This is a genomic window from Planctomonas deserti (genome assembly GCF_003067705.1).
Classification (GTDB): Bacteria; Actinomycetota; Actinomycetes; order Actinomycetales; family Microbacteriaceae; genus Planctomonas; species Planctomonas deserti.
The window spans coordinates 251977-275167 of the sequence record NZ_QANL01000003.1 but is presented as its reverse complement, the minus strand read 5'-3'; the positions used below and the strand labels follow the sequence as shown (position 1 = coordinate 275167).

Annotated in this window: 21 protein-coding genes and 1 riboswitch; of the genes, 10 read left to right on the top strand and 11 right to left on the bottom strand. The window is 70.7% G+C overall.

The genetic code is table 11. From position 1 onward, the window contains the following. Positions 1-21 precede the first annotated feature (21 nt). Together DAI20_RS12085 and DAI20_RS12080 are read left to right on the top strand one after the other, a co-directional pair. Positions 22-486: a hypothetical protein gene (locus DAI20_RS12085; protein WP_108251137.1), complete on the top strand. Its 465-nt coding sequence runs from the start codon at positions 22-24 to the stop codon at positions 484-486. Then, the gene (locus DAI20_RS12080; RefSeq protein WP_108251135.1) at positions 483-1652 is read left to right on the top strand and encodes a zinc-dependent alcohol dehydrogenase; all 1170 of its coding nucleotides are present in this window, start codon (positions 483-485) and stop codon (positions 1650-1652) included. Before DAI20_RS12085 ends, DAI20_RS12080 begins: the two co-directional genes overlap by 4 nt. Positions 1653-1827: 175 nt before the next feature. On the opposite strand, the gene DAI20_RS12075 is transcribed toward DAI20_RS12080, so the two are convergent. Then, entirely contained in the window at positions 1828-3207 is a 1380-nt protein-coding gene (locus tag DAI20_RS12075; RefSeq protein ID WP_108251133.1) for an anthranilate synthase component I family protein, read from the bottom strand. 66 nt (positions 3208-3273) lie between these two features. Here DAI20_RS12075 and DAI20_RS12070 point away from each other — a divergent pair, with 66 nt between their 5' ends. Both DAI20_RS12070 and DAI20_RS12065 read left to right on the top strand, forming a co-directional pair. Next, positions 3274-4077 (top strand): aminotransferase class IV, encoded by an 804-nt coding sequence (locus DAI20_RS12070; protein ID WP_108251131.1) that lies wholly within the window; start codon positions 3274-3276, stop codon positions 4075-4077. Between the two features lie 25 nt (positions 4078-4102). Next, complete coding sequence (locus DAI20_RS12065; RefSeq protein ID WP_108251129.1) at positions 4103-4780, top strand: DedA family protein; 678 nt, start codon at positions 4103-4105, stop codon at positions 4778-4780. A gap of 30 nt (positions 4781-4810) precedes the next feature. On the opposite strand, the gene DAI20_RS12060 is transcribed toward DAI20_RS12065, so the two are convergent. The 5 genes from DAI20_RS12060 to DAI20_RS12040 form a co-directional block, all read right to left on the bottom strand. After that, positions 4811-5734, bottom strand: coding sequence for an ABC transporter substrate-binding protein (locus DAI20_RS12060; RefSeq protein WP_108251709.1), 924 nt, complete (start codon positions 5732-5734; stop codon positions 4811-4813). Between the two features lie 8 nt (positions 5735-5742). Continuing rightward, a complete protein-coding gene (locus tag DAI20_RS12055) occupies positions 5743-6483 on the bottom strand; it encodes an ABC transporter permease (protein ID WP_108251127.1) in 741 nt (246 codons plus the stop codon). Beyond that, entirely contained in the window at positions 6480-7163 is a 684-nt protein-coding gene (locus DAI20_RS12050; protein WP_108251125.1) for an ABC transporter permease, read from the bottom strand. The genes DAI20_RS12055 and DAI20_RS12050 overlap by 4 nt, the downstream gene beginning before the upstream one ends. Continuing rightward, on the bottom strand, positions 7160-8032 hold the full coding sequence (locus DAI20_RS12045) for an ABC transporter ATP-binding protein (protein WP_108251123.1): 873 nt from the start codon (positions 8030-8032) through the stop codon (positions 7160-7162). The genes DAI20_RS12050 and DAI20_RS12045 overlap by 4 nt, the downstream gene beginning before the upstream one ends. A 114-nt stretch (positions 8033-8146) precedes the next feature. Further along, on the bottom strand, positions 8147-8794 hold the full coding sequence (locus DAI20_RS12040; RefSeq protein WP_108251121.1) for a TetR/AcrR family transcriptional regulator: 648 nt from the start codon (positions 8792-8794) through the stop codon (positions 8147-8149). A 152-nt stretch (positions 8795-8946) separates the two neighbouring features. On the opposite strand from DAI20_RS12040, the gene DAI20_RS12035 reads away from it, so the two are divergent. Next, positions 8947-10029 (top strand): App1 family protein phosphatidate phosphatase, encoded by a 1083-nt coding sequence (locus tag DAI20_RS12035; protein ID WP_438501986.1) that lies wholly within the window; start codon positions 8947-8949, stop codon positions 10027-10029. Positions 10030-10128: 99 nt separating this feature from the next. Beyond that, positions 10129-10263, top strand: a riboswitch (FMN riboswitch). An 89-nt stretch (positions 10264-10352) separates the two neighbouring features. Further along, positions 10353-11042: a nicotinamide riboside transporter PnuC gene (gene pnuC / locus DAI20_RS12030; protein ID WP_108251119.1), complete on the top strand. Its 690-nt coding sequence runs from the start codon at positions 10353-10355 to the stop codon at positions 11040-11042. Positions 11043-11085: 43 nt separating this feature from the next. Here the strand turns inward: pnuC and DAI20_RS12025 are convergent, their stop codons facing one another. Further along, positions 11086-12453, bottom strand: coding sequence for a glucose-6-phosphate dehydrogenase (locus DAI20_RS12025; RefSeq protein WP_108251117.1), 1368 nt, complete (start codon positions 12451-12453; stop codon positions 11086-11088). A 394-nt stretch (positions 12454-12847) separates the two neighbouring features. Here DAI20_RS12025 and DAI20_RS12020 point away from each other — a divergent pair, with 394 nt between their 5' ends. The 3 genes from DAI20_RS12020 (at position 12848) to DAI20_RS12010 (ending at position 16724) form a co-directional block, all read left to right on the top strand. Beyond that, positions 12848-13945: a winged helix DNA-binding domain-containing protein gene (locus DAI20_RS12020; RefSeq protein ID WP_108251115.1), complete on the top strand. Its 1098-nt coding sequence runs from the start codon at positions 12848-12850 to the stop codon at positions 13943-13945. Further along, entirely contained in the window at positions 13945-15009 is a 1065-nt protein-coding gene (locus tag DAI20_RS12015; RefSeq protein ID WP_108251113.1) for an FUSC family protein, read from the top strand. Before DAI20_RS12020 ends, DAI20_RS12015 begins: the two co-directional genes overlap by 1 nt. Positions 15010-15263: 254 nt before the next feature. Next, positions 15264-16724: an HNH endonuclease signature motif containing protein gene (locus DAI20_RS12010; RefSeq protein ID WP_159085024.1), complete on the top strand. Its 1461-nt coding sequence runs from the start codon at positions 15264-15266 to the stop codon at positions 16722-16724. A gap of 609 nt (positions 16725-17333) precedes the next feature. Here the strand turns inward: DAI20_RS12010 and DAI20_RS12005 are convergent. Continuing rightward, positions 17334-17894 carry a YceI family protein gene (locus DAI20_RS12005; RefSeq protein ID WP_108251109.1) on the bottom strand — a complete coding sequence of 187 codons (561 nt, stop codon included), beginning with the start codon at positions 17892-17894 and terminating at the stop codon, positions 17334-17336. A 118-nt stretch (positions 17895-18012) separates the two neighbouring features. Between DAI20_RS12005 and DAI20_RS12000 the strand changes: the two genes are divergently transcribed. Next, positions 18013-18990: an NAD(P)H-quinone oxidoreductase gene (locus DAI20_RS12000; RefSeq protein ID WP_108251107.1), complete on the top strand. Its 978-nt coding sequence runs from the start codon at positions 18013-18015 to the stop codon at positions 18988-18990. Between the two features lie 79 nt (positions 18991-19069). On the opposite strand, the gene DAI20_RS11995 is transcribed toward DAI20_RS12000, so the two are convergent. The 3 genes from DAI20_RS11995 to DAI20_RS11985 form a co-directional block, all read right to left on the bottom strand. Continuing rightward, the gene (locus DAI20_RS11995) at positions 19070-19753 is read right to left on the bottom strand and encodes an esterase/lipase family protein (RefSeq protein ID WP_108251105.1); all 684 of its coding nucleotides are present in this window, start codon (positions 19751-19753) and stop codon (positions 19070-19072) included. Continuing rightward, positions 19750-20562 (bottom strand): alpha/beta fold hydrolase, encoded by an 813-nt coding sequence (locus tag DAI20_RS11990; protein ID WP_108251103.1) that lies wholly within the window; start codon positions 20560-20562, stop codon positions 19750-19752. Before DAI20_RS11990 ends, DAI20_RS11995 begins: the two co-directional genes overlap by 4 nt. 81 nt (positions 20563-20643) lie before the next feature. Then, positions 20644-23187 carry a DEAD/DEAH box helicase gene (locus tag DAI20_RS11985; RefSeq protein WP_108251101.1) on the bottom strand — a complete coding sequence of 848 codons (2544 nt, stop codon included), beginning with the start codon at positions 23185-23187 and terminating at the stop codon, positions 20644-20646. Between the last annotated feature and the right edge of the window lie 4 nt (positions 23188-23191).

The following is a 23191-nucleotide window of genomic DNA, read 5'->3' as shown; positions in this document are numbered from 1 at the left end:
GCACCACGGAAAAGGAGAGCCATGTCGAAAGCACTACGCACCACGTTCCTACTCGCCGGCGTCGCAACCGTGGGCGTCGTCGCACAGAAGGCCGCTCAGGTGGTGGACAAGCACATCGAACAGGACCAGGACCGGTGGCGCGTCGTCACCATCGGCCGCACCCAGGATGAGATCGCCCCGGGCGGATCCCTTCCCCGTCCGCTCGCCGCGCTCGCGGACCGCATCGAGGTGCAGTTCCGCCACGCTCCCGGCGGCCGTGGCACGGAGGTCGCCGCTCGCCTGGTCCGCGGGTCGTCGTCGCGCGGCGCACGCGGTGCGGAGTCGTTGCGCGAGCTGCGCTCCGCCCTGCGGGAGGCCAAGGAGCTCGCCGAGGTCGGCGAGGTGATGGTCGGGCATCCGCGGCCGCACGGCAAGCGGGCCGCGACCGTGATGGGCGCGATGGTCGATGCCGCCGAGGAGCGCGCAGAGGGCGAGGGCGTGCTGTGAAGGCCCTGACCTGGCGCGGCGTGAACAAGCTCGCCGTCGAGAACGTCGACGACCCCCGCATCCTCAACTCCCACGACGTGATCGTGAAGATCCTGCTCACCACCTCGTGCGGCTCCGACCTGCACCTCCTCGGCGGATACGTACCGACCATGCGGGCGGGCGACGTGATCGGGCACGAGTTCATCGGCGAGGTGGTCGAGGTCGGCTCCGGGGTGCAGAAGCACCGCGTCGGCGACCGCGTCGTCGTCGCCTCGTTCATCAGCTGCGGCACCTGCTACTACTGCCTCAACGACATGTACTCGCTCTGCGACAACACGAACCCGAACCCGGGCATCCCGGAAGCGCTGTGGGGTGCTTCACCCGGTGGCATCTACGGCTACTCGCACGCGCTCGGCGGCTTCGCCGGCAGCCACGCGGAGTACGTGCGGGTGCCCTTCGCCGACATCGGCGCGTTCACGGTGCCGGACGGCGTGAGCAACGAGCGCGCCCTGTTCGCGTCGGACGCCGTGCCGACCGGCTGGATGGGTGCCGACCTCGGCGGGGTCGGCCCCGGTGACGTCGTGGCGGTGTGGGGCGCCGGCGCGGTGGGTCAGATGGCGGCCCGCGCGGCCATGCTCCTCGGCGCCGAGCGCGTCGTCGTGATCGACCGCATCCCCGAGCGGCTCGAGCAGGTGCGCGACTTCATCGGCGCCGAGACGCTCGACTACGAGGACACGTCCGTCCTGCCCGAGCTGCGCGAGCTCTCGGGCGGGCGCGGGCCCGACGTCTGCATCGAGGCGGTGGGGATGGAGGCGCACGGCACGGGCGCCGACTACCTCTACGACCAGGTGAAGCAGCAGCTGCGCATGCAGACGGACCGGCCCACCGCGGTGCGGGAGGCGATCATGGCGGCGCGCAAGGGCGGTAACGTCTTCGTGCTCGGGGTGTTCGGTGCCGTGGTCGACAAGTTCCCGCTCGGTGCCGTCATCAACAAGGGGCTCACGGTGCGGGGCGCCCAGCAGCACGGCCAGCGCTACATCCCGATGCTGCTCGAGCGGATGCAGCGCGACGAGCTCACGACGGAGCACCTCGCGACCCACGTGATGCCGCTGGACGACGGCCCGAAGGGCTACGACATGTTCAAGAACAAGAAGGACGGCTGCGTGCGGGCGGTGTTCCAGCCCTAGAGCACTCTGGACGGGCCATGAGCTGACCCGGATCGGCCGCGGAGGTTCCGCCGGTCGGTCCGGGTCAGTACGTGAAGGGCGGCTGGGACGCGGGAGCGGCGGAGGCCGCCGGCGCCCCGGCGGTCGCGGAAGTCGCGGCGGCCGCGGGAGTCGCTGGAGTCGGGGCGATCGAGGCTCATTCGCCCAGAGCGCGAAGGAGCGGCGCGGACTTCAGCCGCACCTCCTCGAGCTCCTCACGAGGCTCGGACAGCGTCGTGATGCCGCCGCCCGCGCCGACGGTCGCGCCCGACGGACCGAGCACGACGCTGCGGATGACCATGGCGAGGTCGAGCGCCCCGTCCACCCCGAGGTACCCGAACGCGCCGGAGTACGTGCCGCGCGGCCCGCCCTCGAGCGCAGCCAGGATCTCGATGGCCCGCAGCTTCGGTGCGCCCGTCATGGAGCCCGCGGGGAAGAGCGCGCGCACCGCGTCGACCGCGGTGATGCCCTCCGCCAGCCTGCCCTCGACGGTGCTGACGAGCTGGTGCACCTGGGCGTACGACTCCACCTGCAGCAGGGCGGTCACCCGCACGGAGCCGAGGCGGCACACCTTCGACAGATCGTTGCGCATGAGGTCGACGATCATCAGGTTCTCGGCCCGCTCCTTGTCGCTCTCGACGAGCTCCCGGCGCAGGCGGCTGTCCTCCCGCTCGTCGGCGTCGCGACGCCGGGTGCCCTTGATCGGCCGTGTCGTGGCGATCCCGTCGGGCGTGATCCGCAGGAAGCGCTCCGGCGACGCACTGACCAGGGTCGACTCCCCCAGCCGGAGCAGCCCCGCGTGCGGTGCGGGGCTGATCGAGCGCAACCGCCGGTGCACCGCGAGCGGATCGAAGGTCCCCGGAACGGTGGCGGTGTTGGTGAGGCACAGCTGGTACGCGTCGCCGGCACGGATGGCCGTGCGACAGCGCTCGATCAACGCGAGGTACTCGGCGTCCGAGTGCCGCCAGGTGGCGACGCTCGGCGCCGAAGTGGGCGCCGGAGGGGCGGCGGAGGTGGGAGCGGCGGCAGAGGCGGTGGCGACGGCCGCTGCGTCCGTTCGGTGACGGCTGAGGGCGGCGAGCACCCCCTCCGCATCCGCGAGCCACCGGATGCCGTCCGCCGTGTCGAAGGCCACGAGCCAGGCGCGTCCCGCGCCGTGATCGAGCGCGAGCATGCGGTCCGCCGCGAGGAACGCGCCGCCCGGCGAGCCCTCGAGTTCCGGGTGCCGTGCGGCGGTGCGCCGCCAGAGCTCGTAGTCGAGCCGGCCCACCCAGCCGAGCCGGAACGCCATGCCGTCCGGCGCCTCGGACACGTCGACGGCCCCCGGCCCTCCGGCCGACTCCAGCGCGTCGGCGAGGGCGTCGAGCACGCCGCCCGATCCCGTCGGGAGGGGGTCCCCGGCGCCCAGGTAGCTCCATCCCGAGCCGTCAGAGGAGTCGAGCCAGAAGGCGGCGGCAGCGGCGCCGAACAGTGCCTCGAAGGCGGCGGGCGCGTCCACGGGGTGGCCGAGGCGCCGCGCGATCAATCGCTTCGTCATGTGCCCGTTCCGTCCCGACCCGTCCCCCGGTGCGATCCGCCCGCCGGGCCGGGTTAGCCTAAGCCTATGAGTGCGCTCCTCCGCTGGAATCCCGGCGAGGAGCGCCTGGACCCCGCCGACGCGGATGCGACGTCGTTCGGCGACGTGCTGGCCGCCGACTCCTGGCTCGTGTCCGACGGTGCCGTGCTCGGGCTCGCGCTGCACCGTGACCGCTTCCTCCGGTCCGCCGACGCCCAGGGCGCGTCCGTCGATCTCTCCCCGTTCTGGGATGCCGCCGTGGCCGCGCTTCCGCGCACCGGCGACTGGTTCCCTCGGGTCGACCTGTGCGCGGGCGCCGCGCACGATCCCGAGCTGCTGCTGCACGTGCGGCCCGCCCCGGACCGCACCGCGTCGGTCGTCGTCACCACCCACGACGGCCCCGACCCGAGGCGCACCCCGTCGATCAAGGGTCCGGACCTCGAGCGCCTCGGGCTGCTGCGGGCCGCCGCCGCCAAGCGGGGCGCAGGCGAGGTGGTGCTGACGGCGGACGACGGCAGCGTGATCGAGGCCGCGTACAGCGCGATGCTCTGGTGGCGGGGCGATGCGCTCTGCACCCCGGCCCCGGAGCTCGCCCGGGTGGACAGCGTGACGTCGCGGTCGGTGCTCACGCTCGCCGCGGCGCTCGGGGTGGAGGTGCTGCACGAGCGCCGCGCGCCGGCCGACCTCGACGGGCTCGAGGTGTGGGCGGTCAACGCGGCGCAGGGCATCCGCATCGTGCGCGAGTGGCAGGAGGGGCCGGCCCTCGCCGCCGAGCCGGGCCGCCTCGCCCTCTGGCGTACGCGGCTGCAGGCCCTGCGCCGGCCGCTTCCCGGCGGCCCCAGGGAATCCTGACCTCCGACCGCCTACAGTCGGAGACGTGAACGAAGCGCTCACGTGGATCCTCGAGCTCGTCCAGAGCGTCGATCCTGTGCTGCGCACGATTCTCACCGGTGTCGCGGTGCTTCTCGAGACCTCGGTGCTCGTCGGCCTCATCATGCCGGGCGACACCGTCGTCATCGTCTCCAGCACCGCGGTGGACGGATCGGTGCAGTACTTCTCGCTCGTCGCCGCCATTATCGTCGGCGCGCTGTGCGGCGAGAGCATCGGCTTCGCCCTCGGCCGCTACTTCGGCCCGTGGATCCGCGCGTCCCGGCTCGGGGCACGGATCGGCGAGCGGAACTGGGTGCGGGCGGAGAACTACCTCGCCCGTCGCGGCGGCATCGCGGTGTTCATCTCCCGCTTCCTGCCCGTCCTGCACTCGCTGATCCCGCTCACCGTCGGCATGAGCGGCATGCGCTACCGGCAGTTCCTCGCCTGGACGGCCCCGGCATGCGTGCTCTGGGCGTTCGCCTACGTGTCGGTGGGCTCGGCCGCGGCCGGGAGCTATCGCGAGCTGTCCGACCAGCTGCACTACGCGGGCTACATCTTCGTGGGGATCGTCGTCGCCTTCGTTCTGCTGATCGTCGTGGTCAAGAAGGTCCTGTCGCACTTCGAGGAGAAGTACATGGCCGGGCGTGACGAGACCCGGACGGACGGCGGGGCCCGGAAGCCGTAGCCCCCGGACCCCGCCGCGTGGATCGGTCGGTTAGTCGACCAGGCCCTTCTCGGTGAGCCAGTCGGTGGCGATCTTGTCGGACGACTGCTCCTCGTCGACGCTGAGGGCGTTCAGGGCCGCGAGACCCTCGGGCGTGAGCTCGGCGTTCACCGCGTTCAGCACCTCCTCCACGTCCCCGGCCACGTCCTCGCTCACGATCGGCACGACGTTCGACGCGAGGAACAGGCCCTCGGGGTCCTCGAGCGTCACCAGGTCCTCCGAGGCGATGCGGGGGTCGGCGCTGTACACGTTGGCGATGTTGACGGTGCCCTCCACGAGCGCGTCGACCGTCGTGTCGCCGGTCGCGCTGAACGCGACCTCCGCGCCGTAGACGTCGGCCAGTCCGCTGGGCCCGTAGGGGCGCTCCTCCAGCTCAGCGTTGCCGCCGAGGGTGAGGGGCACGGTGACGTCGGCCAGGTCGGCGAGCGAGGTCACGCCGTTCTCCTCGGAGAACTGGCGCGTCACGTTGTAGGAGTCCTGGTCGGTCGCCGGGGACTGCTCGAGCACGGTGAGCCCGTCCGGCACCGCCTCCTGGAGCTCGGCATACACCTCGTCGGGAAGGGTCGCCGTCGTTTCGGGCGAGAAGTACTGCAGCAGGTTGCCCGTGTACTCGGGGAACACGTCGACCTCGCCGCCCTCGAGGGCGGGGATGTAGGCGTCGCGCTGCCCGATCTGGAACTTGCGCTCGACCTCGAGACCGGCGTTCTCCAGCGCCTGCGCGTAGATCTCCGCGATGATCTCGTTGGAGTAGTAGGTCTGCGAACCGACGACGATGGCGCCTGAGCCGCCGTCGCCGCCGGCCGAGGAGTCGGCGGGCTCGAGCGGGTCGCCCGACGCGCACCCTGCCAGGGCCAATGCGGCCCCGACCGCGACTGCGCCAAGGGCGAGCCGGCCTTTTTTCCGTGCTGTGAACATCATCATCCTTACTTGTAGGCGATGGGCGACCCCATCGGTGCTCGCGGCCCAGGTGTGGACCCGCGGGTTCGGGTGGCCCTGCCGGCGGTGATGCCGCGGGGCACGGAGAGGCGCTGGAGAAGCGCGAAGACGGCGTCGACCACGAGGGCGAGCACCACGATGAGGATGGCGCTGCCCAGCATCTCGTCGTACCGGCGCAGCGGGATGGCGCGGAAGATGTAGATGCCGAGTCCGCCGAGGCCGATGTAGGCGGCGAGGGTGACGGTCGAGACCACCTGGAGCGCGGCGTTGCGCAGGCCGCCGAGGAGGAGCGGCAGGCCGAGCGGAACCTCGACGCGGAGCAGGATCTGCCACTCCGTCATCCCCTGAGCTCGGGCGGCGTCGATGATCCGGCGGTCGATCGCCTCGATGCCCGAGTAGGCGCCGGCGAGCACGGACGGGATCGCGAGGAGCACGAACGCGACGACCGCCGCGAGCGGCGCGCGGGTCGTGCCGACGAGCAGCACGACCACGAGCAGAAGGCCGAAGGAGGGCAGGGCGCGCGCGGCGCCCGAGATGCTCACGGCGAGCTCCCGTCCGCGGCCGGTGTGGCCGATCAGGTAGCCGACGGGGATCGCGATGAGCGCCGCGACCAGCACGGAGATGCCGGTGTAGAAAAGGTGCTCCAGCAGCCGGGTGGGGATCGCGTTGCTGCCGGTCAGGCGCTCCGGGGAGAACAGCCAGGCGAGCGCGTCGAGGACGAGGGTCATCGGCTCACCACCCCCGCAGCCGGGCGGCGCCGACGGGAACGTCGGGAGTCGACGCGCGTCCAGGGCATCAGCGCTCGGCCGAGGAGCACGAGCAGCAGGTCGATCACGAGCGCGATGACCACGGTCATCACGAGCCCGGACGCGACCTCGGCGAGGATGCGTCGCTGCAGCCCGTTGATGAACAGATAGCCGAGGCTCTCGACCCCGACGAAGATGCCCACGGTCACGAGGCTCACGGTGCTGACCGCGGCGACGCGCAGCCCGGCGAGCACGACCGGCCCCGCGAGGGGCAGCTCGACGACCCAGAACCGGCTCCACCCGGAATAGCCGATTGCGGTCGCCGCCTGGCGCACCTCGGCGTCGACGGAGCCGAGCGCGTCGGCGACCGAGCGCACGAGGATGGCGACGGCATAGATCGTCAGGGCCACCGTGACGTTGACCTCGCTGAGGAAGCCGACGCCGAGCACGGCGGGCAGGATCACGAAGAGGGCGAGCGACGGGATCGTGTAGAGCAGGCCGATGACGGTGAGGATGGCCGGCCGCGCGCGCCGGTACCGGTGGGCGAGCCAGCCGATGGGCACGGCGATGAGGAGGCCGAGCACGATCGGCGGGACGCTGAGCCGCACGTGCTCGAGCGACAGACGCCCGATGAGGTCGAGGTTGTCCCAGACCCAGGTCACGTCGCTGTCCCACCCTGCGCCGAAGCACCCGCGCCAGGCGCGGCCTCTACTGTCGATTCGAGCACACCGATGGGCCGGCCGTCCCGGTCCACCACGAGCGGACGGTCGTCGCCCGGGCGGTGCTGCAGCTGCAGCGAGCGGCGTCCGGCATCCGCACCGACGAAGCTGGCGACGAAGTCGTCCGCCGGGTGGGCGAGGATCTCCGCGGGCGTTCCCGCCTGCGCCACGACGCCGCCCTTGCGGAAGATCACGACCTGGTCCGCGACCGTGAACGCCTCGTCGATGTCGTGCGTCACGAACACGATGGTCTTGCCGAGCTCGCGCTGCAGCCGGTTGAGCTCCAGCTGGAGGTCGGCGCGCACGATCGGGTCGACGGCGCCGAACGGCTCGTCCATCAGCAGGATCTCGGGGTCGGCGGCGAGGGCGCGGGCCACCCCGACGCGCTGCTGCTGACCGCCCGAGAGCTGGCTCGGGTAGCGCTCACCGAGCGCGCGGTCGAGGCCGACCTTGTCGAGCAGCTCGTAGGCACGCTCCCGGGCCTCCGCCTTGCGGACGCCGTTCAGCACGGGGACGGTCGCGACGTTGTCGATGACGCGGCGATGCGGCAGAAGGCCGGCGGCCTGCAGCACGTAGCCGATGCTCCGGCGCAGCCTCACGCGGTCCAGCTTGGCCACGTCGGTGCCGTCGATGAGCACCTGGCCGCCCGTCGGCTCGACCATCCGGTTGATCATGCGTAGGAGGGTCGTCTTGCCGCTTCCCGATGATCCGACGAGCACAGTTGCCTTGCCCGTGGGCAGGACGTGGCTGAAGTCGTCGACGGCGACGGTGCCGTCCGGGAACTGCTTCGACACCGAGCGGAACTCGATCATCGCGGTCGCTCATTCCTCGTCGGCGAACATGGGCTTTGCAAATGCCTACATAAGCACCGATGGCCGGAAGATCACAACACCGACTCGCACGCCCGGGATACGCACAGGCTCCGCTCAGACGGCGACGGGGAGGTGACGGGTGAGGTACTCCCGCATGACGACGCGCGCCTCCTCGATGAATCGCTCGTCCCCGTTCGGATCGACGCTGAACGCCCGGTAGAGCAGCGCGTCCATCATCTCCACGGCCACCTCGAGAGCGAACATGAGGGCCTCCGACGTCGAGTCGAAGCGCTCCGCGAGGATGCGGGCGATCTCGTTCGCCAGCATGCGGTTGTTGTCGAGGGCCCCGCCCTCCGCGCCGAGGTCCAGCGTGTCGCCGAAGCGGATGGCTCGGAATCCGGGCTCGGTGCGGAACATCTGAGCGTAGGCGTCGACGGCCAGGTCGACGGCGTCGTCCCACGAGCCCGAGAGCAGCCGGTCGACGCCACCGGCGACCGAGTCGACGTAGCGCTGGAAGGACCGCCCGCTGAGGGCCCGGAGGAGGGCGATCCTGTCCGGGTAGTACCGGTACACGGTGCCGATGGAGGCGCCCGCGCGCTCGGCGACCATCGCCGTCGTCAGCCGCTCGTAGCCGACTTCGTCGACGATCGCGGCCGCGGCGTCGAGCAGCGCCTCCAACCGAGCAGCGCTCCTGGCCTGCACCGGCTCGTTACGGACGGTCGGCGAACGATCCGGCTGCGGCTCCCCTGGCCTTTCGCTCAACGTGGTCGTCCTTTCACGGCTTCCCCGCCGAATGCGGCGGCTGTCGGATCTCGAACCCGAACTGATGAAGCGTCACCTTAGGCTAAACCTTTCGGAGGTACCCCCGCAGTCCGCGAAACGGTGGACACGCCGTTCTCTGACAAACTGATCAGGTGGCAGCCCTACGGAAGAAGTCCCCGCTCGTGCAGACGACCGCGGCGCCCCTCATGCACCGCGCGGCCCGCATCGAGAATGCGTTCCACGAGTTCCGGGAGAAGCGCGCCCGCGCCCAGGGACACCTCCCCACGGTGATCCCGTACGCCGGGTACGGCACCCCGCACCGCATCCGCGTGCTCGGCCGGGTGCTGCTCGCGGCCCCGCGGAGCACGAGGAAGGCGCGACAGGAGAGCGTGCGGGGCTGGCGCAGCTTCACCAGCGTCCCCATCGCGAACGCGCCCGTGACGGTGGAGGTCGACGGCGTCCGCACCACCGTCCGCGCCGACCGCGGCGGCGTCATCGACGTGACCATGGAGGCGTCGCTCGAGCCCGGCATGCGCACGATCCGCATCCAGGCCGAGGACTCGGAGTTCGTCGAGGCGCCCGTCTTCATCGTCGGCGACGAGGTCCTCACCGGCATCGTCTCCGACATCGACGACACCGTCATGGTGACGGCGCTCCCCCGGCCCTTCCTCGCCGCCTGGAACACCTTCGTGCTCAACGAGCACGCCCGCACGCCGACCCCGGGGATGGCCGTGCTCTACGAGCGGCTGCGGCTCTCCCACCCCGGGTCGCCGATGATCTACCTGTCCACCGGGGCGTGGAACGTCGCGCCGACGCTGACCCGCTTCCTCTCCCGCAACCTGTACCCGTCCGGCGCCCTGCTCCTCACCGACTGGGGCCCCACGCACGACCGCTGGTTCCGCAGCGGCAGCGAGCACAAGCGCAACAACCTGCTGCGGCTCGCGGAGGACTTCCCCCACGTGCGCTGGATCCTGATCGGCGACGACGGACAGCACGACGAGGAGCTCTACGGCGAGTTCGTGCGGAGCAACCCGGAGAACGTCGTCGCGGTGCTCATCCGTCAGCTCTCCCCCGGCGAGGCGGTGCTGGCCGGCGGTCGCGCCAAGGGCGACGGGCAGGACCAGGGCATCGTGCCCTGGCTCTACGCTCCCGACGGCTCGGGGCTGTCCGAGCAGCTGCACGCGCTCGGGCTGCTCGAGGCGGCCCCGTCGCAGCCCGAGGTGCCCACCGAGTAACGGACGCGGCGACCGGTCGGGTCGTCAACCCCGCCAGGGTGGCCCGTCGGGGTGGCCGTGCGGAATGCGGCCCGCGCCGGGTGCACAATGGTGGGGTAACACGTGCTCCGGGGACGGTGGAAATCCGTACCGGCGGTGATAGTCCGCGAGCTCCTGTCCGAGGCGACTCAGGCGGGGGCTGAACCGGTGGAATTCCGGTACCGACAGTCAAAGTCTGGATGGGAGAAGCACGCGTCCGTGAGCGGGCGCGCCGATTCGGCGCACCCGTCGCGCGCCGCACCCCCGTAGCCGATCGACTCGACGAACGGACGGGACAACGGCACATGGATCTGCTTCGATGGCTCTTCGACGCACAGCTGGTGATCGGTGATCAGGTCGTGCTGTGGCGTGAAGTGCTCGGCAACCTCTTCGGCCTCGCCAGCGCCCTCGGGGGCATGCGCCGCCGGGTCTGGGCGTGGCCGGTCGGCATCCTGGGCAACGTGCTGCTGTTCACGGTCTTCCTGGGCGCCGTCTTCGGCACGCCGAACCCGGTGAACCTGCTGGGTCAGGCGGGACGGCAGCTCATGTTCATCGCGGTCTCCGTCTACGGCTGGTACCGCTGGCGGCAGAGCAAGCACGCGGGCGGGGCTGCCGTGACGCCTCGCTGGGCTTCGGGCCGGGAGCGGGCGCTGCTCGTCGTCGCGCTCGTCGGCGGCACCGCGGTGCTCACCCCGATCTTCAGCGCGCTCGGCTCGTACGAGCCCGTGTGGGCGGACGCCTGGATCTTCATGGGCTCCCTGCTCGCCACGTACGGCATGGCCAAGGGCTGGGTCGAGTTCTGGCTCATCTGGGTCGCCGTCGACATCGTGGGCGTGCCCCTGCTCCTCAGCGCGGGCTACTACGCCTCCGCGATCATGTACCTGTTCTACGGGGCCTTCACGCTCGCCGGCTTCTTCGTCTGGGCGCGGGCACGCCGACGCGAGCGGGCGGACGACACCGGGGTGTTCACGCCCGAGGCGCCGGTGCGATCCTGAGCGCAGCGGCCGGGTCGGGGTCTTCCGGCCTACCGGCTGGGGACTAGCTCCAGGAGGACGGGCCGTCCGATCCGGCCGGGTACTCGTCGAGCGGCACGCGATCCTCGCGCCAGGCATCGAGCACCGGCTCGACGATGCGCCAGCAACGCTCCGCCACATCAGCCCGCACCGACAGGGTCGGGTCGTTGTGGAGGATGCCGCGCAGCACCTCGCCGTACGGCGTGAGATCGGCGCCGCGCAGCTCCGTCCGGAGCGAGGCCTGCTCCAGGGTGAACGGGTCCTCGCTTCCGTTCATGGTGAGCTCCAGCTCGACCGTGTGCTGCTTGAGGTCGATGACCATGCGATCCGGCTGCGCGTGACCCTTCAGTCCGCGGGGCAGCGAGGGCACGGGTGCGAAGGTCACCACAATGTTCTTCCGGTTCGACTTCAGTGCCTTGCCGGAGCGCAGGACGAACGGCACGCCCGCCCAGCGGCGGTTCTGCACCGCGAAGGTCACCTCGGCGAGTGTCTCCGTGTTGCGGGAGGGGTCGACGCCCTCCTCGTCGGTGTAGGAGGGCACGTCCTCCCCGTCCACCGTCGCCTGGGTGTAGCGGGCGCGGCGGCTCGCGGCGACCGGGTCGCCCCCCTGCACCTCCGTGGCGCGAAGCACCTGGGCCATGACCGAGCGCAGATCGGCGGGGTCGAGACTCGCGGGCGGCTCCATGGCGAACACGGCGAGCACCTGCAGGAGGTGGGACTGGATCATGTCGACGAGGGCGCCCGCGCTGTCGTAGTACGCCGCGCGCCCCTCGAGCGCGAGGTCCTCGTCGTAGGTGATCTCGACGCGGTCGATGTTGCCGGCGTTCCAGACGGGCTCGAAGAGCCGGTTCGCGAACCGCAGCCCGAGAAGGTTCAGCACGGTGTCGGTGCCGAGGAAGTGGTCGATCCGGAAGATGCGCTCCTCGGGCACGATCCGCACGAGCTGCCGGTTCAGCTCCGCCGCGCTCTCGCTGTCCGAGCCGAAGGGCTTCTCGAGGGCGAGGAACGTGCCCTCGGGCAGCTCCAGCTCCTCGAGGACCGCGCAGACCTTCATGGTGATGGTCGGCGGGAGCGCGAAGTACAGGATGGGGGCGCCGGTGCAGGCGTCGAGGAGGCGCTGCAGGTCCTCCTTCTCGGTCGGATCCGCCTGCAGGTACTCGGTGCTGTCGAGCACGGCGGCCGCCTCGGACCCGGTGGCGCCGGCGTCGTCGAACGCCTTCCGCACGGTGTCGCGCCACTCATCCTGACCGCGCTCGCTGCGCCCGGTGCCGAGCAGCTGCAGGGGGCGGGTGCCTTCGCCTGCGAGGAGGCTCGCCAGACCGGGAAGCAGGAGCCTCTCGGTCAGGTCGCCGCTTGCACCGAGTACGACGAGGGATGCGGGATCAGCAGTCATCCTCCGAGCCTATTCCTCCTATTTCCGCCCCTGTCGAGCACCGTTCGGGCCGCGGGACGCGTCCTTGCCCTCGTTTGCGCAGCGCTGGTACGTTCGGAACGTTGTCCCGCGTGTCCTCCGTTTGGGGGACACGCCCAAGCAGGCGCCGGTACCCGTCGGCGCCCACTCGTTCCAGCCCGAACGGAACGACCCCCGATGGCCCCCGCAACGATGCCGGGTCCGGACCGCCCGCCGGCTGACGCCGATCGTGAGCGGGTGGAGCGGCTCGGCATCCTGCGGGGCCGTCGTGGCGGGGCGTGCGCGGGCGCGGGCACCCTGGCGTCCCGGACGATGCCGCGTATACGGCTGCTTCCTGGGGCCGCGTCGCGGGCGTGCACGGGACGATACTGGGACCATGACGCTGGTGGGGACGGTTCGCGACCTCGCCCGGCTTCGACTTCGCAACCAGCGCCTTCTGAACGCCCCCGACGCCTCTCCCGCCGACGCGGTGCGCTGGATGCTGGCGATGCAGGCGCAGGACTACGCCGGCGCGCTCTGGTCGGTGGGCGTGCGCGCCCCGGGGAGCCGCGTCGCCGACGTGTCCGCCGCCCTCGACGAGGGGCGGATCGTGCGGTCCTGGCCCATGCGCGGCACGCTGCACGTCACGGCACCGGAGGACCTGCCCTGGATGCTCGAGCTGATCGGCCCGCGCATGCTCGCCACGATCGCGCCCCGTCGGCGCCAGCTGGGCATCACCGACCACACCCTCGATGCCGCGGCCGACCTGATCCGTGGCGAGCTGGAGGGCGGCAGAGCAGCGACCCGGCCCGAGCTCTTCGCGGTGCTCGAGCGGGCCGGCGAGCCGACCGGGGCCCAGCGGGGTATCAACCTGCTCGGTGCACTCTGCCAGTCGCGGGTGCTCTGCCTGGGGCCACGTCGAGGCGCCCAGCACACGTTCGTCCTGTTCGAGGAGTGGCTGCCCGCGGTGCCGCCGCGCGACCGCGACGACGCGCTGCGCGAGCTGGCGCTGCGCTACTTCCGCTCCCACGGCCCCGCGACCGCAAAGGATCTTGCCTGGTGGACCCAGCTCCTCGTGCAGGACGTGCGCGCCGCCGTCGCATCCGCCCGGAACGATCTGGAGGAGCTCGAGGTGGACGGCGTTCCCTACTTCCAGGCGGCGGACTCGCCGGCTGCCCTCGGCGAGGATGACGGGCGGCCCGTCACGCTCGCGCTTCCCGGCTTCGACGAGCTGTTGCTGGGCTACCGGGATCGCGCTGCATCCCTTAGACCGGAGGAGGCCGAGCGCGTCGTCCCCGGCAAGAACGGGCTGTTCCTCCCCACCATCGTCGACGACGGACACGTGGTCGGCACCTGGCACCGCACCAGGCGCAGCCGGGAGACGGTGGTCGAGACGACCGAGTTCACGGAGCTCGACGACCCCGTGCGCGAGCGTTTCTCCGCGGCCCTGCAGGACTACGGCCGGTTTGTCGGCGAGACCGTGCGGGTGGCGTGATGGCGCTCACCGCCCGACTCCGCGCGGACAGCCGCATCCCGCTGCTCCAGGCGCTCAAGACCTCGATCGCCGCGGTGGTCTCCTGGTTCGTCTGCCTGGCGATCCTGCCCAACCAGCTGCCGATCTTCGCCGCCATCGCGGCCCTCCTCGTCGTGCAGCCGTCCGTGAACCAGTCGCTCGGTCGGGCGATCGAGCGCAGCGCGGGCGTCGTGGTCGGCGTGATCCTCGCCTACGGGGCCGGGCTCCTCTTTGGCGGAACCAGCTGGATCGTGCTCGCCTCCATCGTGGTGGCCGTGCTGATCGGCTGGGCGCTGCGACTGACTCCGGGTTCCGCCGCGCAGATCCCGATCAGCGCCATGCTCGTGCTCTCGATCGGCGCCCAGTCCCCCGAGTACGCCGCGGCCCGGATCGCCGAGACGCTCATCGGGGCGGCCATCGGGGTTGTCGTCAATCTCCTGGTCGTGCCGCCCGTGATCCTGCAGCCGGCGCGGCTCGCGGTGGCTCGGCTGGCCCGCGACACGGCGGTCATCCTCGAGGACATCGCCGAGGCCGTGCAGGGACGCCGCACGCTCGAGGAGGTCGAGGCGCTCCTGGTGCGGGCGAGGGACCTGCGCGACGCGCGCACGAGGGCGGAGGCCTCGGTGGAGAAGGCGCGGGAGAGCCTGATGCTGAACCCGCGCCGCGCCCGGTACCGCGGCAGGCTCGAGCGGGACGAGGAGATGCTCGCGCGACTCACCGTGCTCACCACCCGCGTCGTCGGCATGGCCCGGGCGCTGCGCGACCACTACGACGAGAGCATCGGCGAGGAGCCCATGGCCCGCGCGATCGGCACCGAGCTGCGCCGGGCCGGCCACGACCTGCGGCTGCTCGTCGTCAACGACCCCCGCCACGCTGGCGACGTGTCCGCGGAGCTCCGGCTCGACGTCCCCGAGGACGAGCAGCCCGCGTTGACGAAGCCCATCCAGGTGGCGACCCCCAGCGAGGAGCACTGGGTGCTGATCGGCGCGCTGCTCGAGGACCTCCGCCGTGTCCGCGAGGAGATCGTGGGTGCGGACTCCTCCTAGCGCCGGTGCGGGTGCGGGTGCGGGTGCGGGTGCGGGTGCCACGGTCCCCGAGCCTGTCAATGGGACGCTCGTTGGCGCGCCCATGAATCCACGGTCCCTGAGCCCGACGAAGGGACGCCGCCTGCTCGCCCATAAACCTACGGTCCCTGAGCCTGTCGAAGGGACGCTCGCTTCCCTCGATCGGGCTCCTGGAAGTTCTTCACGAGGCCGAAGTTCTTCATCGAAGAAACTTTCGACGTGGTAGAATGTGTGCTATGGCAAACCCGGCAGCGACGCTCCTCCGCACAGCGGACACCGTCGCGCGCCTGGGCTCCTCCACCACTTCTTACGCCACGCTTCCGAAGCAGGAACTGCTCGACGCGCTGCAGGCTATCTCCGACGCACGACACTGCTGCGACACCATCACCGCCGCAATAGCCGCAGAACTGTGCCGCCGCTCGACGCCGGACCTCGGCTCGGCAGGGCTGGCTCAGCAGGAGGGTTACCGAACGCCCCAAGCCATGGTCGAGGCGATCACCGGGACCACCAAGGGTGGCGCTGTCTCCATCGTCGAGGTCGGCAAGATGCTCGCCGAGACCGACGCAGTCGAGACCCTTCAGCGCGAGCACCCGGAACTCCCGGCGCCGCAGATTCCCTGGCAGGCGCCGATTGCTCACGCCGTCACGGAGGGGCGAGTCTCCGTCGCCCAGGCGGACGCAATCCGCGCCGGCCTCGGCGTGCCGACCGACTCGGTGCCCGCGGAGGCGCTGTCCGAGGCCGCGATCGAGTTGGTCACCGATGCCGCCACCCTCACGGCGGGTCAACTGCACCGCCGGGCACGCCAACTGCGCGACGACCTGAACGACACCGAGGTCGCCGACCGCGAGAAGGCTCAGCTGGAGCAGCAGCACTTGAAGGCCTGGAAGCGCCCGGACGGCATGGTGGAGGGCAAGTTCCTCTACGCCCCAGAACCCGGTGCCTTCCTCCTGTCGGTGCTTGATGAGCTCACCAATCCCCGCCGAGGCGGGCCCAGGTTCGTCAAGGAAGAGGACCGCGCCCGGATCGACGCAATAGTCAACGACCCGCGGCCAACCGACCGCCTCGCGGCCGACGGCTTCCTCGAGCTGCTCCGCATCGGAGCGGACGCCGACCCAGGCCAGGTGTACGGCTCGCGTAGGCCCGCTGTCAGGGTGATCGTGACGAAGGAGACGCTCGACTCCGGCGAGGGCCACGGCTCGATCGAGGACACCGGCGAGGCGGTCTCGATCGCCACCATCCGGCGCGAAGTCTGCAGCACGGGAACGGTCGCGGTGGTCCTCGACGACGACGGCCAATGCGTGAACGTGGGTCGCGAGCAGCGCCTCTTCACGACACGCCAGCGCATCGGACTCGCGGTGAGGGATGGCGGGTGCATGTGGCCCGGCTGCGACCGACCACCATCCTGGTGCGAAGCCCATCACATCAACCAGTGGAAGAGGGACCACGGCAAGACGGACATCGCCGACGGCGTGCTGCTCTGCAAGCACCACCACCTGCTCCTGCACAACAACGGCTGGGACATCCGCCGCACGGGTGGCAGTTACACGCTGGTGCCGCCACGCTCGATCAGCCCGACCCGCGAAGCCCGCCACCTGGCGACGAAGAGCCGAGCCGTTCAGGACTGGAACGCCCGCCGACACCGCCTCCGATCGCACGACCGAGACCGCTTCCCCGAACCGAACCCACCCAGCGGTTGACCATGCCAATCCTGATCCGGCGCCCGGTTCCACGGTCCCTGAGCCTGTCGAAGGGCCGCGACGCACCTCACGTCGCTTCGACAAGCTCAGCGACCGTGTGGGGCTTCTCGTTCGGTGCCTGACGTCACGTCACCTTGACCAGTTGAGCGACCGTGTACGGATCCCAGCGGATCCCAGCGGCCGCACCACCCACGTTCCGTCGCTGCTCGCGAAGCTCTCGAGAACGACCAGCGCAGGCGGACGGCACCATCACGGTCCCGGAGCCTGTCGAAGGGACGGGACGTCGCCTCGCGTCGCTTCGACAAGCTCAGCGACCGTGTGGGGAACGCCAGCGGATCCCGGCGTCAGCACCACCCGCATACCGTCGCTGCTCGCGAAGCTCTCGGAAACGACCAAGCGCAGGCGGACGGCACCATCACGGTCCCTGAGCCTGTCGAAGGGACGCGACTCAACCTCACGTCGCTTCGACAAGCTCAGCGACCGTATACGGAGGGCTGACATCACCGCCGCCACCCGCATCCCCCGCAAACGCAACCGCGCCGCCGTCCTCGGGACGGCGGCGCGGGTGGGACGGGATTCCCGTCGGTGCTGCGTGGTGTTGCTCTGGCGCTACTTGCTGAGGACGGCCTGGAGCTCCAGCGTGATGGTGACCTTGTCACCCAGCAGGAAGCCGCCGGTCTCGAGCGCGGCGTTGTAGAGGAGGCCGAAGTCCTCGCGGTTGACGACCGTCTTGGCGGTGGCGCCGGCCTTCGAATTGCCGAACGGGTCGGTCGCGAAGCCACCGAACTCGAAGTCGAAGGTGACCGGCTTGGTGACGCCGCGGATGGTGAGGTCGCCGTCCACCTTGAAGTCGCCGTCGTCGACGCGCACGCCGGTGGAGACGAAGTCGATGGTCGGGTAGGTCTCGGCGTCGAAGAAGTCGTTCGTGCGCAGGTGCTGGTCGCGGTTCGGCTCGTTCGTGTCGATCGAGACGACGCGCGCGGAGGCGGTCACGGAGGAGTCCAGCGGGTTCTCACCGGTGATGATGGTGGCGTCGAAGTCCTTGAAGGTGCCCTTGACCTTGCTGATCATGATGTGACGGATGCTGAACCCGACCTCGGAGTGGGTCTTGTCGATGGTCCAGGTGCCGGCCACGTATCCGGGAATGTCCGTCGCGGTGGTGATGCTCATGTGCTGCTGCTCCTTCTAGAAGTTTGTGGCGGGACTGCGCGTCCCAGTTCCATGCAAGTGCATTGATCGCGAAGTTATTCCGCATCTCCCCAAAAACTTCTGCGGGTAGCGTTGGCGGATGCGAGCCTGCGTGTACGAGGGCGCGGGCGACGCGTCCGTGCTGACCATCCGCACCGTCGAGGACCCGGAGCCGGGACCGGGCCAGGTGCTCGTCGAGGTCGCGGCCGCCGGGGTCAACCGTGCCGACATCGGGCAGCGTCAGGGCAGCTATCCTCCTCCCCCGGGTGCGTCGCCGCTGCCCGGCCTCGAGGTGAGCGGCGTCGTCGCCGCCATGGCGGACGATGTCACGCGGTTCCGCGTCGGCGACCGCGTGTGCGCCCTGCTCGCGGGCGGCGGATACGCGGAGCGGGTCGCCGTCGACGCTCGGCACGTGCTGCCGGTGCCGGACTCGGTCGACCTGATCGACGCGGCCGGGCTTCCCGAGGCCGTGGCAACCGTCTGGTACAACGTCTTCCAGCGCGGACGGCTCGCCCCGGGTGAGCTGCTGCTCGTGCACGGCGGGTCCAGCGGCATCGGCACGATGGCGATCCAGCTCGCGTCAGCGCGAGGATCGCGCGTCGCCGCCACGGCGGGCAACAGAGCCAAGCTCGACGCCTGCGCGGCCCTCGGCGCCGACATCCTCATCGACTACCGCGCGCAGGACTTCGTCGCCGAGCTGCTCGCCGCGACGGACGGCGCGGGAGCGAACGTCGTGCTCGACGCGATCGCCGGACCCTACGTGGAGCGGGACATCCAGGCCCTCGCCCTCGAGGGCCGGATCGTGCTCATCGGCAACCAGAGCGGAGGCGAGGCCGCGCTGCCGGTGGGTCGCCTCATGGCGAAGCGGGGCGAGATCCACGGCACGACCCTTCGAGCTCAATCCGCGGACGCGAAGGCCGCGATCCTCCAGGCGGTGCTCTCCGACGCGTGGCCGCTCGTCGCGTCCGGCGCGGTGCGCCCGATCATCGACAGCCGCTTCCCGCTCGAGCGGGCCGCGGACGCGCAGCTCCGCATGGAGGGCTCCGAGCACGTCGGCAAGATCCTGCTCACCATGTGAGCGGGTCCCCTCACCCAGGACACGAACGGCAGGCGGCAACCACGCCGCACCCGACCCCCGCCCCACTCCGGAGCGAGCGTCAGGCGGCGCGGGCCACCGAGGCCGCGACCGCGTCGAGCACGGTCGGCGCGGCCAGGATGCGGAAGTGCCCGCCGATCTTCATCTTCATGTTGCGCGCGTTCACGAGCGCGCTGCCCTCGGGGATGTGCGGATCGAACTCGGCGAAGATCGACGTGATGCGGGGGTTGATCTCCTCGCGCTTGGCGAGCGCGAGGAGCGTCTCGTTCGTCGACACGAAGGCACGGATGGCCCGCCCCGGGAAGAAGCGCGCGTAGCGCGAGCCGCCGAAGGGCGTGTTGATGGCCACCATGGAGTCGATGCGCTGGTCCGGGTCCTCGAACGCCATCAGCTGCTTGCCAATGAGCCCGCCCTTGCTGTGCGCGACGATCACGACGCCGCGCAGGTCGTGCTGCTCGAGGTAGGTGCGCGCGAGCTTCGCCCCGGCCGTGACCTCGCCGCGGTTGTAGCCGAGCGTCGTCACGACATGGATGGGGTGCCCCTCGCGGTGGAGGCGCTCGATCACGGGCCGCAGGAACTGCCAGCGCTCGTAGATGCCGGGCAGGATCAGGATCGGAGCCAGGCCCTCGCGGCCGTCCCGGTACCGGCGCGGGTTCAGCCGCAGGAAGAACCCGACGACCTGCCAGAAGCCGACGTAGGCGTAGTCGAGCACCCAGCTGTACCCGTTCCGGATCAGCGTGATCATCGGTGCGCGTGCTCCCGCACGAGTTCGGAGATCTGCTCGGGCGCCGTGAACATGACGACGTGGGGGCCGGGCACCTCCGCGAACCGACCGTCCTGCGCCAGCGACGCGAGATGCGTCGCCCACGGCCGGGACACCACGGGGTCGCGATCGCCGCGGATCACGAGCACGCGCGCCGAGATGCGCGGGACGCGCTCCTCGATGCGATCGCGCAGAAGGTGCGGCACCTGCATCGCGTACCAGACCGGGCCGCAGCGGAAGAGGTAGTCGGTGAGCACGGTCCAGTTGCCACGGAGCGGTTCGCGGGTCATGTCGACGCCGAGGCGGAACGCGGCGCTGAAGAAGGTGCGCTCGGAGGGCGACATGGTGGGACCCATCAGCACGACAGAGTCGGTGAGGTCCGGATCCTGCGTCACCGCCTCGGTGACCATCTGGCAACCCATCGAGTGCCCGATGAGCACCGGGTTCTCGATGCCCTCGGTGCGCAGCACGGTGGCGAGCACCTCGCCGTGCTCCGCGATGGAGATGTTGCGGCGCGGACGCGGCGAGCTGCCGTACCCCGGCATGTCGAGCAGGTGCACGACGCCGCGCTTCGCGAGCTCCTCGGCGAGCGGCTCGAAGTAGCGGAAGGACACGCCGATGCCATGCACCAGGACGAAGACCGGAGCACCCGGCCGCACGGTGCCGAACGTGCGCACGACGACCTGAAGGTCGTCGACGGCGACCCTCCGCACCTGGAACGCGGGGATGGTGCGCGAGAAACGGGGGCGGGTGGCGTCGGGGTCACGGGGGCGGTCGAGGGTACGGGTCACCCTGCGACGTTACTCGATGGCCACTGAGCAGGCTCTGAGGCGGCATGGCGGGCAGGCCGCCTCCATAGCGCGGGCGCGGTCCTACAGCGCGTTCACGCCCGTGACCCGCACCACGGCGACGCCCTGCTCGTCCGACTCCGCGAGATCGACCTCGGCGCTGATGCCCCAGTCGTGATCACCCTCGGGGTCGTCGAAGATCTGGCGCACGTGCCAGGCGCCCGGGCGCTCCTCGATGATGAGCATGGCCGGCCCGCGGGCATCCCCGCCCGTGCCGAGGTCGTCGTGCTGGCTGAAGTACGCGTCCATCGCGTCCGCCCAGGTATCGGCGTCGAAGCCGGCCGCCGCGTCGAGCTCGCCGAGCTCGTCGTAATGCTCGAGCGCGGCGAGTTGCACGCGCCGGAACATCTCGTTGCGCACGAGGATGCGGAAGGCGCGCACGTTCGTGGTGACCCGGTGCGGCGCGGGCGGCACGATGGCCTCGTCCGCGTGGGTCGCCTCCGTCGGGTTCGCCAGCTTCTCCCACTCGTCGAGGAGGCTGGAGTCGACCTGGCGGACGAGCTCGCCGAGCCACTCGATGAGATCGCGGAGGTCCTCGGTCTTCGCCTCGTCCGGGATGGTCTGCCGGGCCGCGCGGAACGCGTCGGACAGGTAGCGCAGCACGACGCCCTCGGAGCGCGCGAGCTTGTAGAAGCTGACGAACTCGCCGAACGTCATGGCCCGCTCGTACATGTCGCGCACCACGGACTTCGGGTGCAGCTCGAAGTCGCCGATCCACGGCTGCGAGGCCGAGTACGTCGCGAACGCCTCGCCCAGCAGACCGGCGAGCGGTTGCGGGTGGGTGACCTCCTCGAGCAGCTCCATCCGCTGGTCGTACTCGATGCCCTCGGACTTCATCGCGGCGACCGCCTCGCCTCGGGCGAGGAACTGCTGCGCGGACAGCACGGGTCGCGGGTCGTCGAGGGTCGCCTCGAGCACGGAGATCATGTCGAGCGCGTAGGTGGGCGATTCCGGTTCCAGAAGCTCGAACACCGCGAGGGCGAACGGCGAGAGCGGCTGGTTGAGCGCGAAGTTGGCCTGCAGGTCGACGGTGACGGTGATGTGGGCCGGTCCCCCGTCGGGATCCGAGCGCTGCTCGACGACGCCCGCGGTGCGCAGCGTGCGGTAGATCGCGAGCGCCTGCCGGATGAGCGCGCGCTGGCGCGGGCGCGGCTCGTGGTTGTCCTCGAGCAGCGTGCGCAGGTCGGTGAAGGGATCGTGGCCGCGCGCGATGACGTTGAGGATCATCGCGTGAGTCACCTGCATGCTCGAGCGGAGCGTCTCCGGCTCGGCGTCCACCAGCTTGCGGAAGCTCGGCTCGCCCCAGGAGACGAAGCCCTCGGGCGCCTTCTTGCGCACGAGCTTGCGCCGCTTCTTCGGGTCGTCACCGATCTTCGCGAGCGCCTTGATGTTCTCGGTCTCGTGCTCGGGCGCCTGCACGATCACGGTGCCCGCCGTGTCATAGCCCGCACGACCGGCACGCCCGGCGATCTGGTGGAACTCGCGCGCGTTGAGCTGCCGCATGCGCGTGCCGTCGTACTTGGTGAGCGCCGTGAGCAGCACCGTGCGGATCGGCACGTTGATGCCGACGCCGAGGGTGTCCGTGCCGCAGATCACCCTAAGCAGGCCGGTCTGCGCGAGCTGCTCCACCAGCCGCCGGTACTTCGGCAACATCCCGGCGTGGTGCACGCCGATGCCGGCCCGCACGAGCCGGGACAGGGTCCGCCCGAAGCCGGTGGTGAAACGGAAGCCGCCGATGAGCTCGGCGATGCGGTCGCGCTGCTCGCGGTCGACGATCTTGAGACTCATCAGCGACTGGGCGCGCTCGAGCGCCGCGAGCTGGGAGAAGTGCACGATGTAGATCGGGGCCTGATTGGTGGAGAGCAGCTCCTCGACCGTCTCGTGCACCGGGGTCGTCGCGTAGTAGTAGTGCAGCGGCACCGGGCGCTCGACGCCGGTGACCCGGGCCGTGCTGCGCCCCGTGCGGCGGCTGAGGTCCTCGGCGAGGCTCGTCACGTCGCCGAGGGTGGCGGACATCAGGATGAACTGCGCCCGGGGCAGCGTGAGCAGCGGCACCTGCCAGGCCCAGCCGCGCTCCGGGTCGCCGTAGAAGTGGAACTCGTCCATGACGACCTGCCCCACGTTCGCGTCGGCGCCCTGACGGAGGGCGAGGTTCGCGAGGATCTCCGCGGTGCAGCACACGATGGGCGCGTCGGCGTTGACGGACGAGTCGCCGGTCACCATGCCGACGTTCTCCGGCCCGAAGATGTCGACGAGCGCGAAGAACTTCTCCGACACGAGCGCCTTGATGGGCGCGGTGTAGTACGTGCGGCGGCCCTCGGCGAGTGCCGCGAAGTGCGCGGCGACGGCGACCAGGGACTTGCCCGTGCCGGTGGGCGTGCTCAGGATCACGTTCGCGCCGGAGACGATCTCCATGATCGCCTCGTCCTGCGCGGGGTAGAGCGTGAGACCCAGGCCGGTGGTCCAGTCGACGAAGCGCTCGTACACCTCGTCCGGGTCGAAGCGCTCGGGGATGCTCCGCGTCAGGTCGGTGCGCGCGTCGGCGAGAGTGGGGTCCGGAATCGTCATGTCC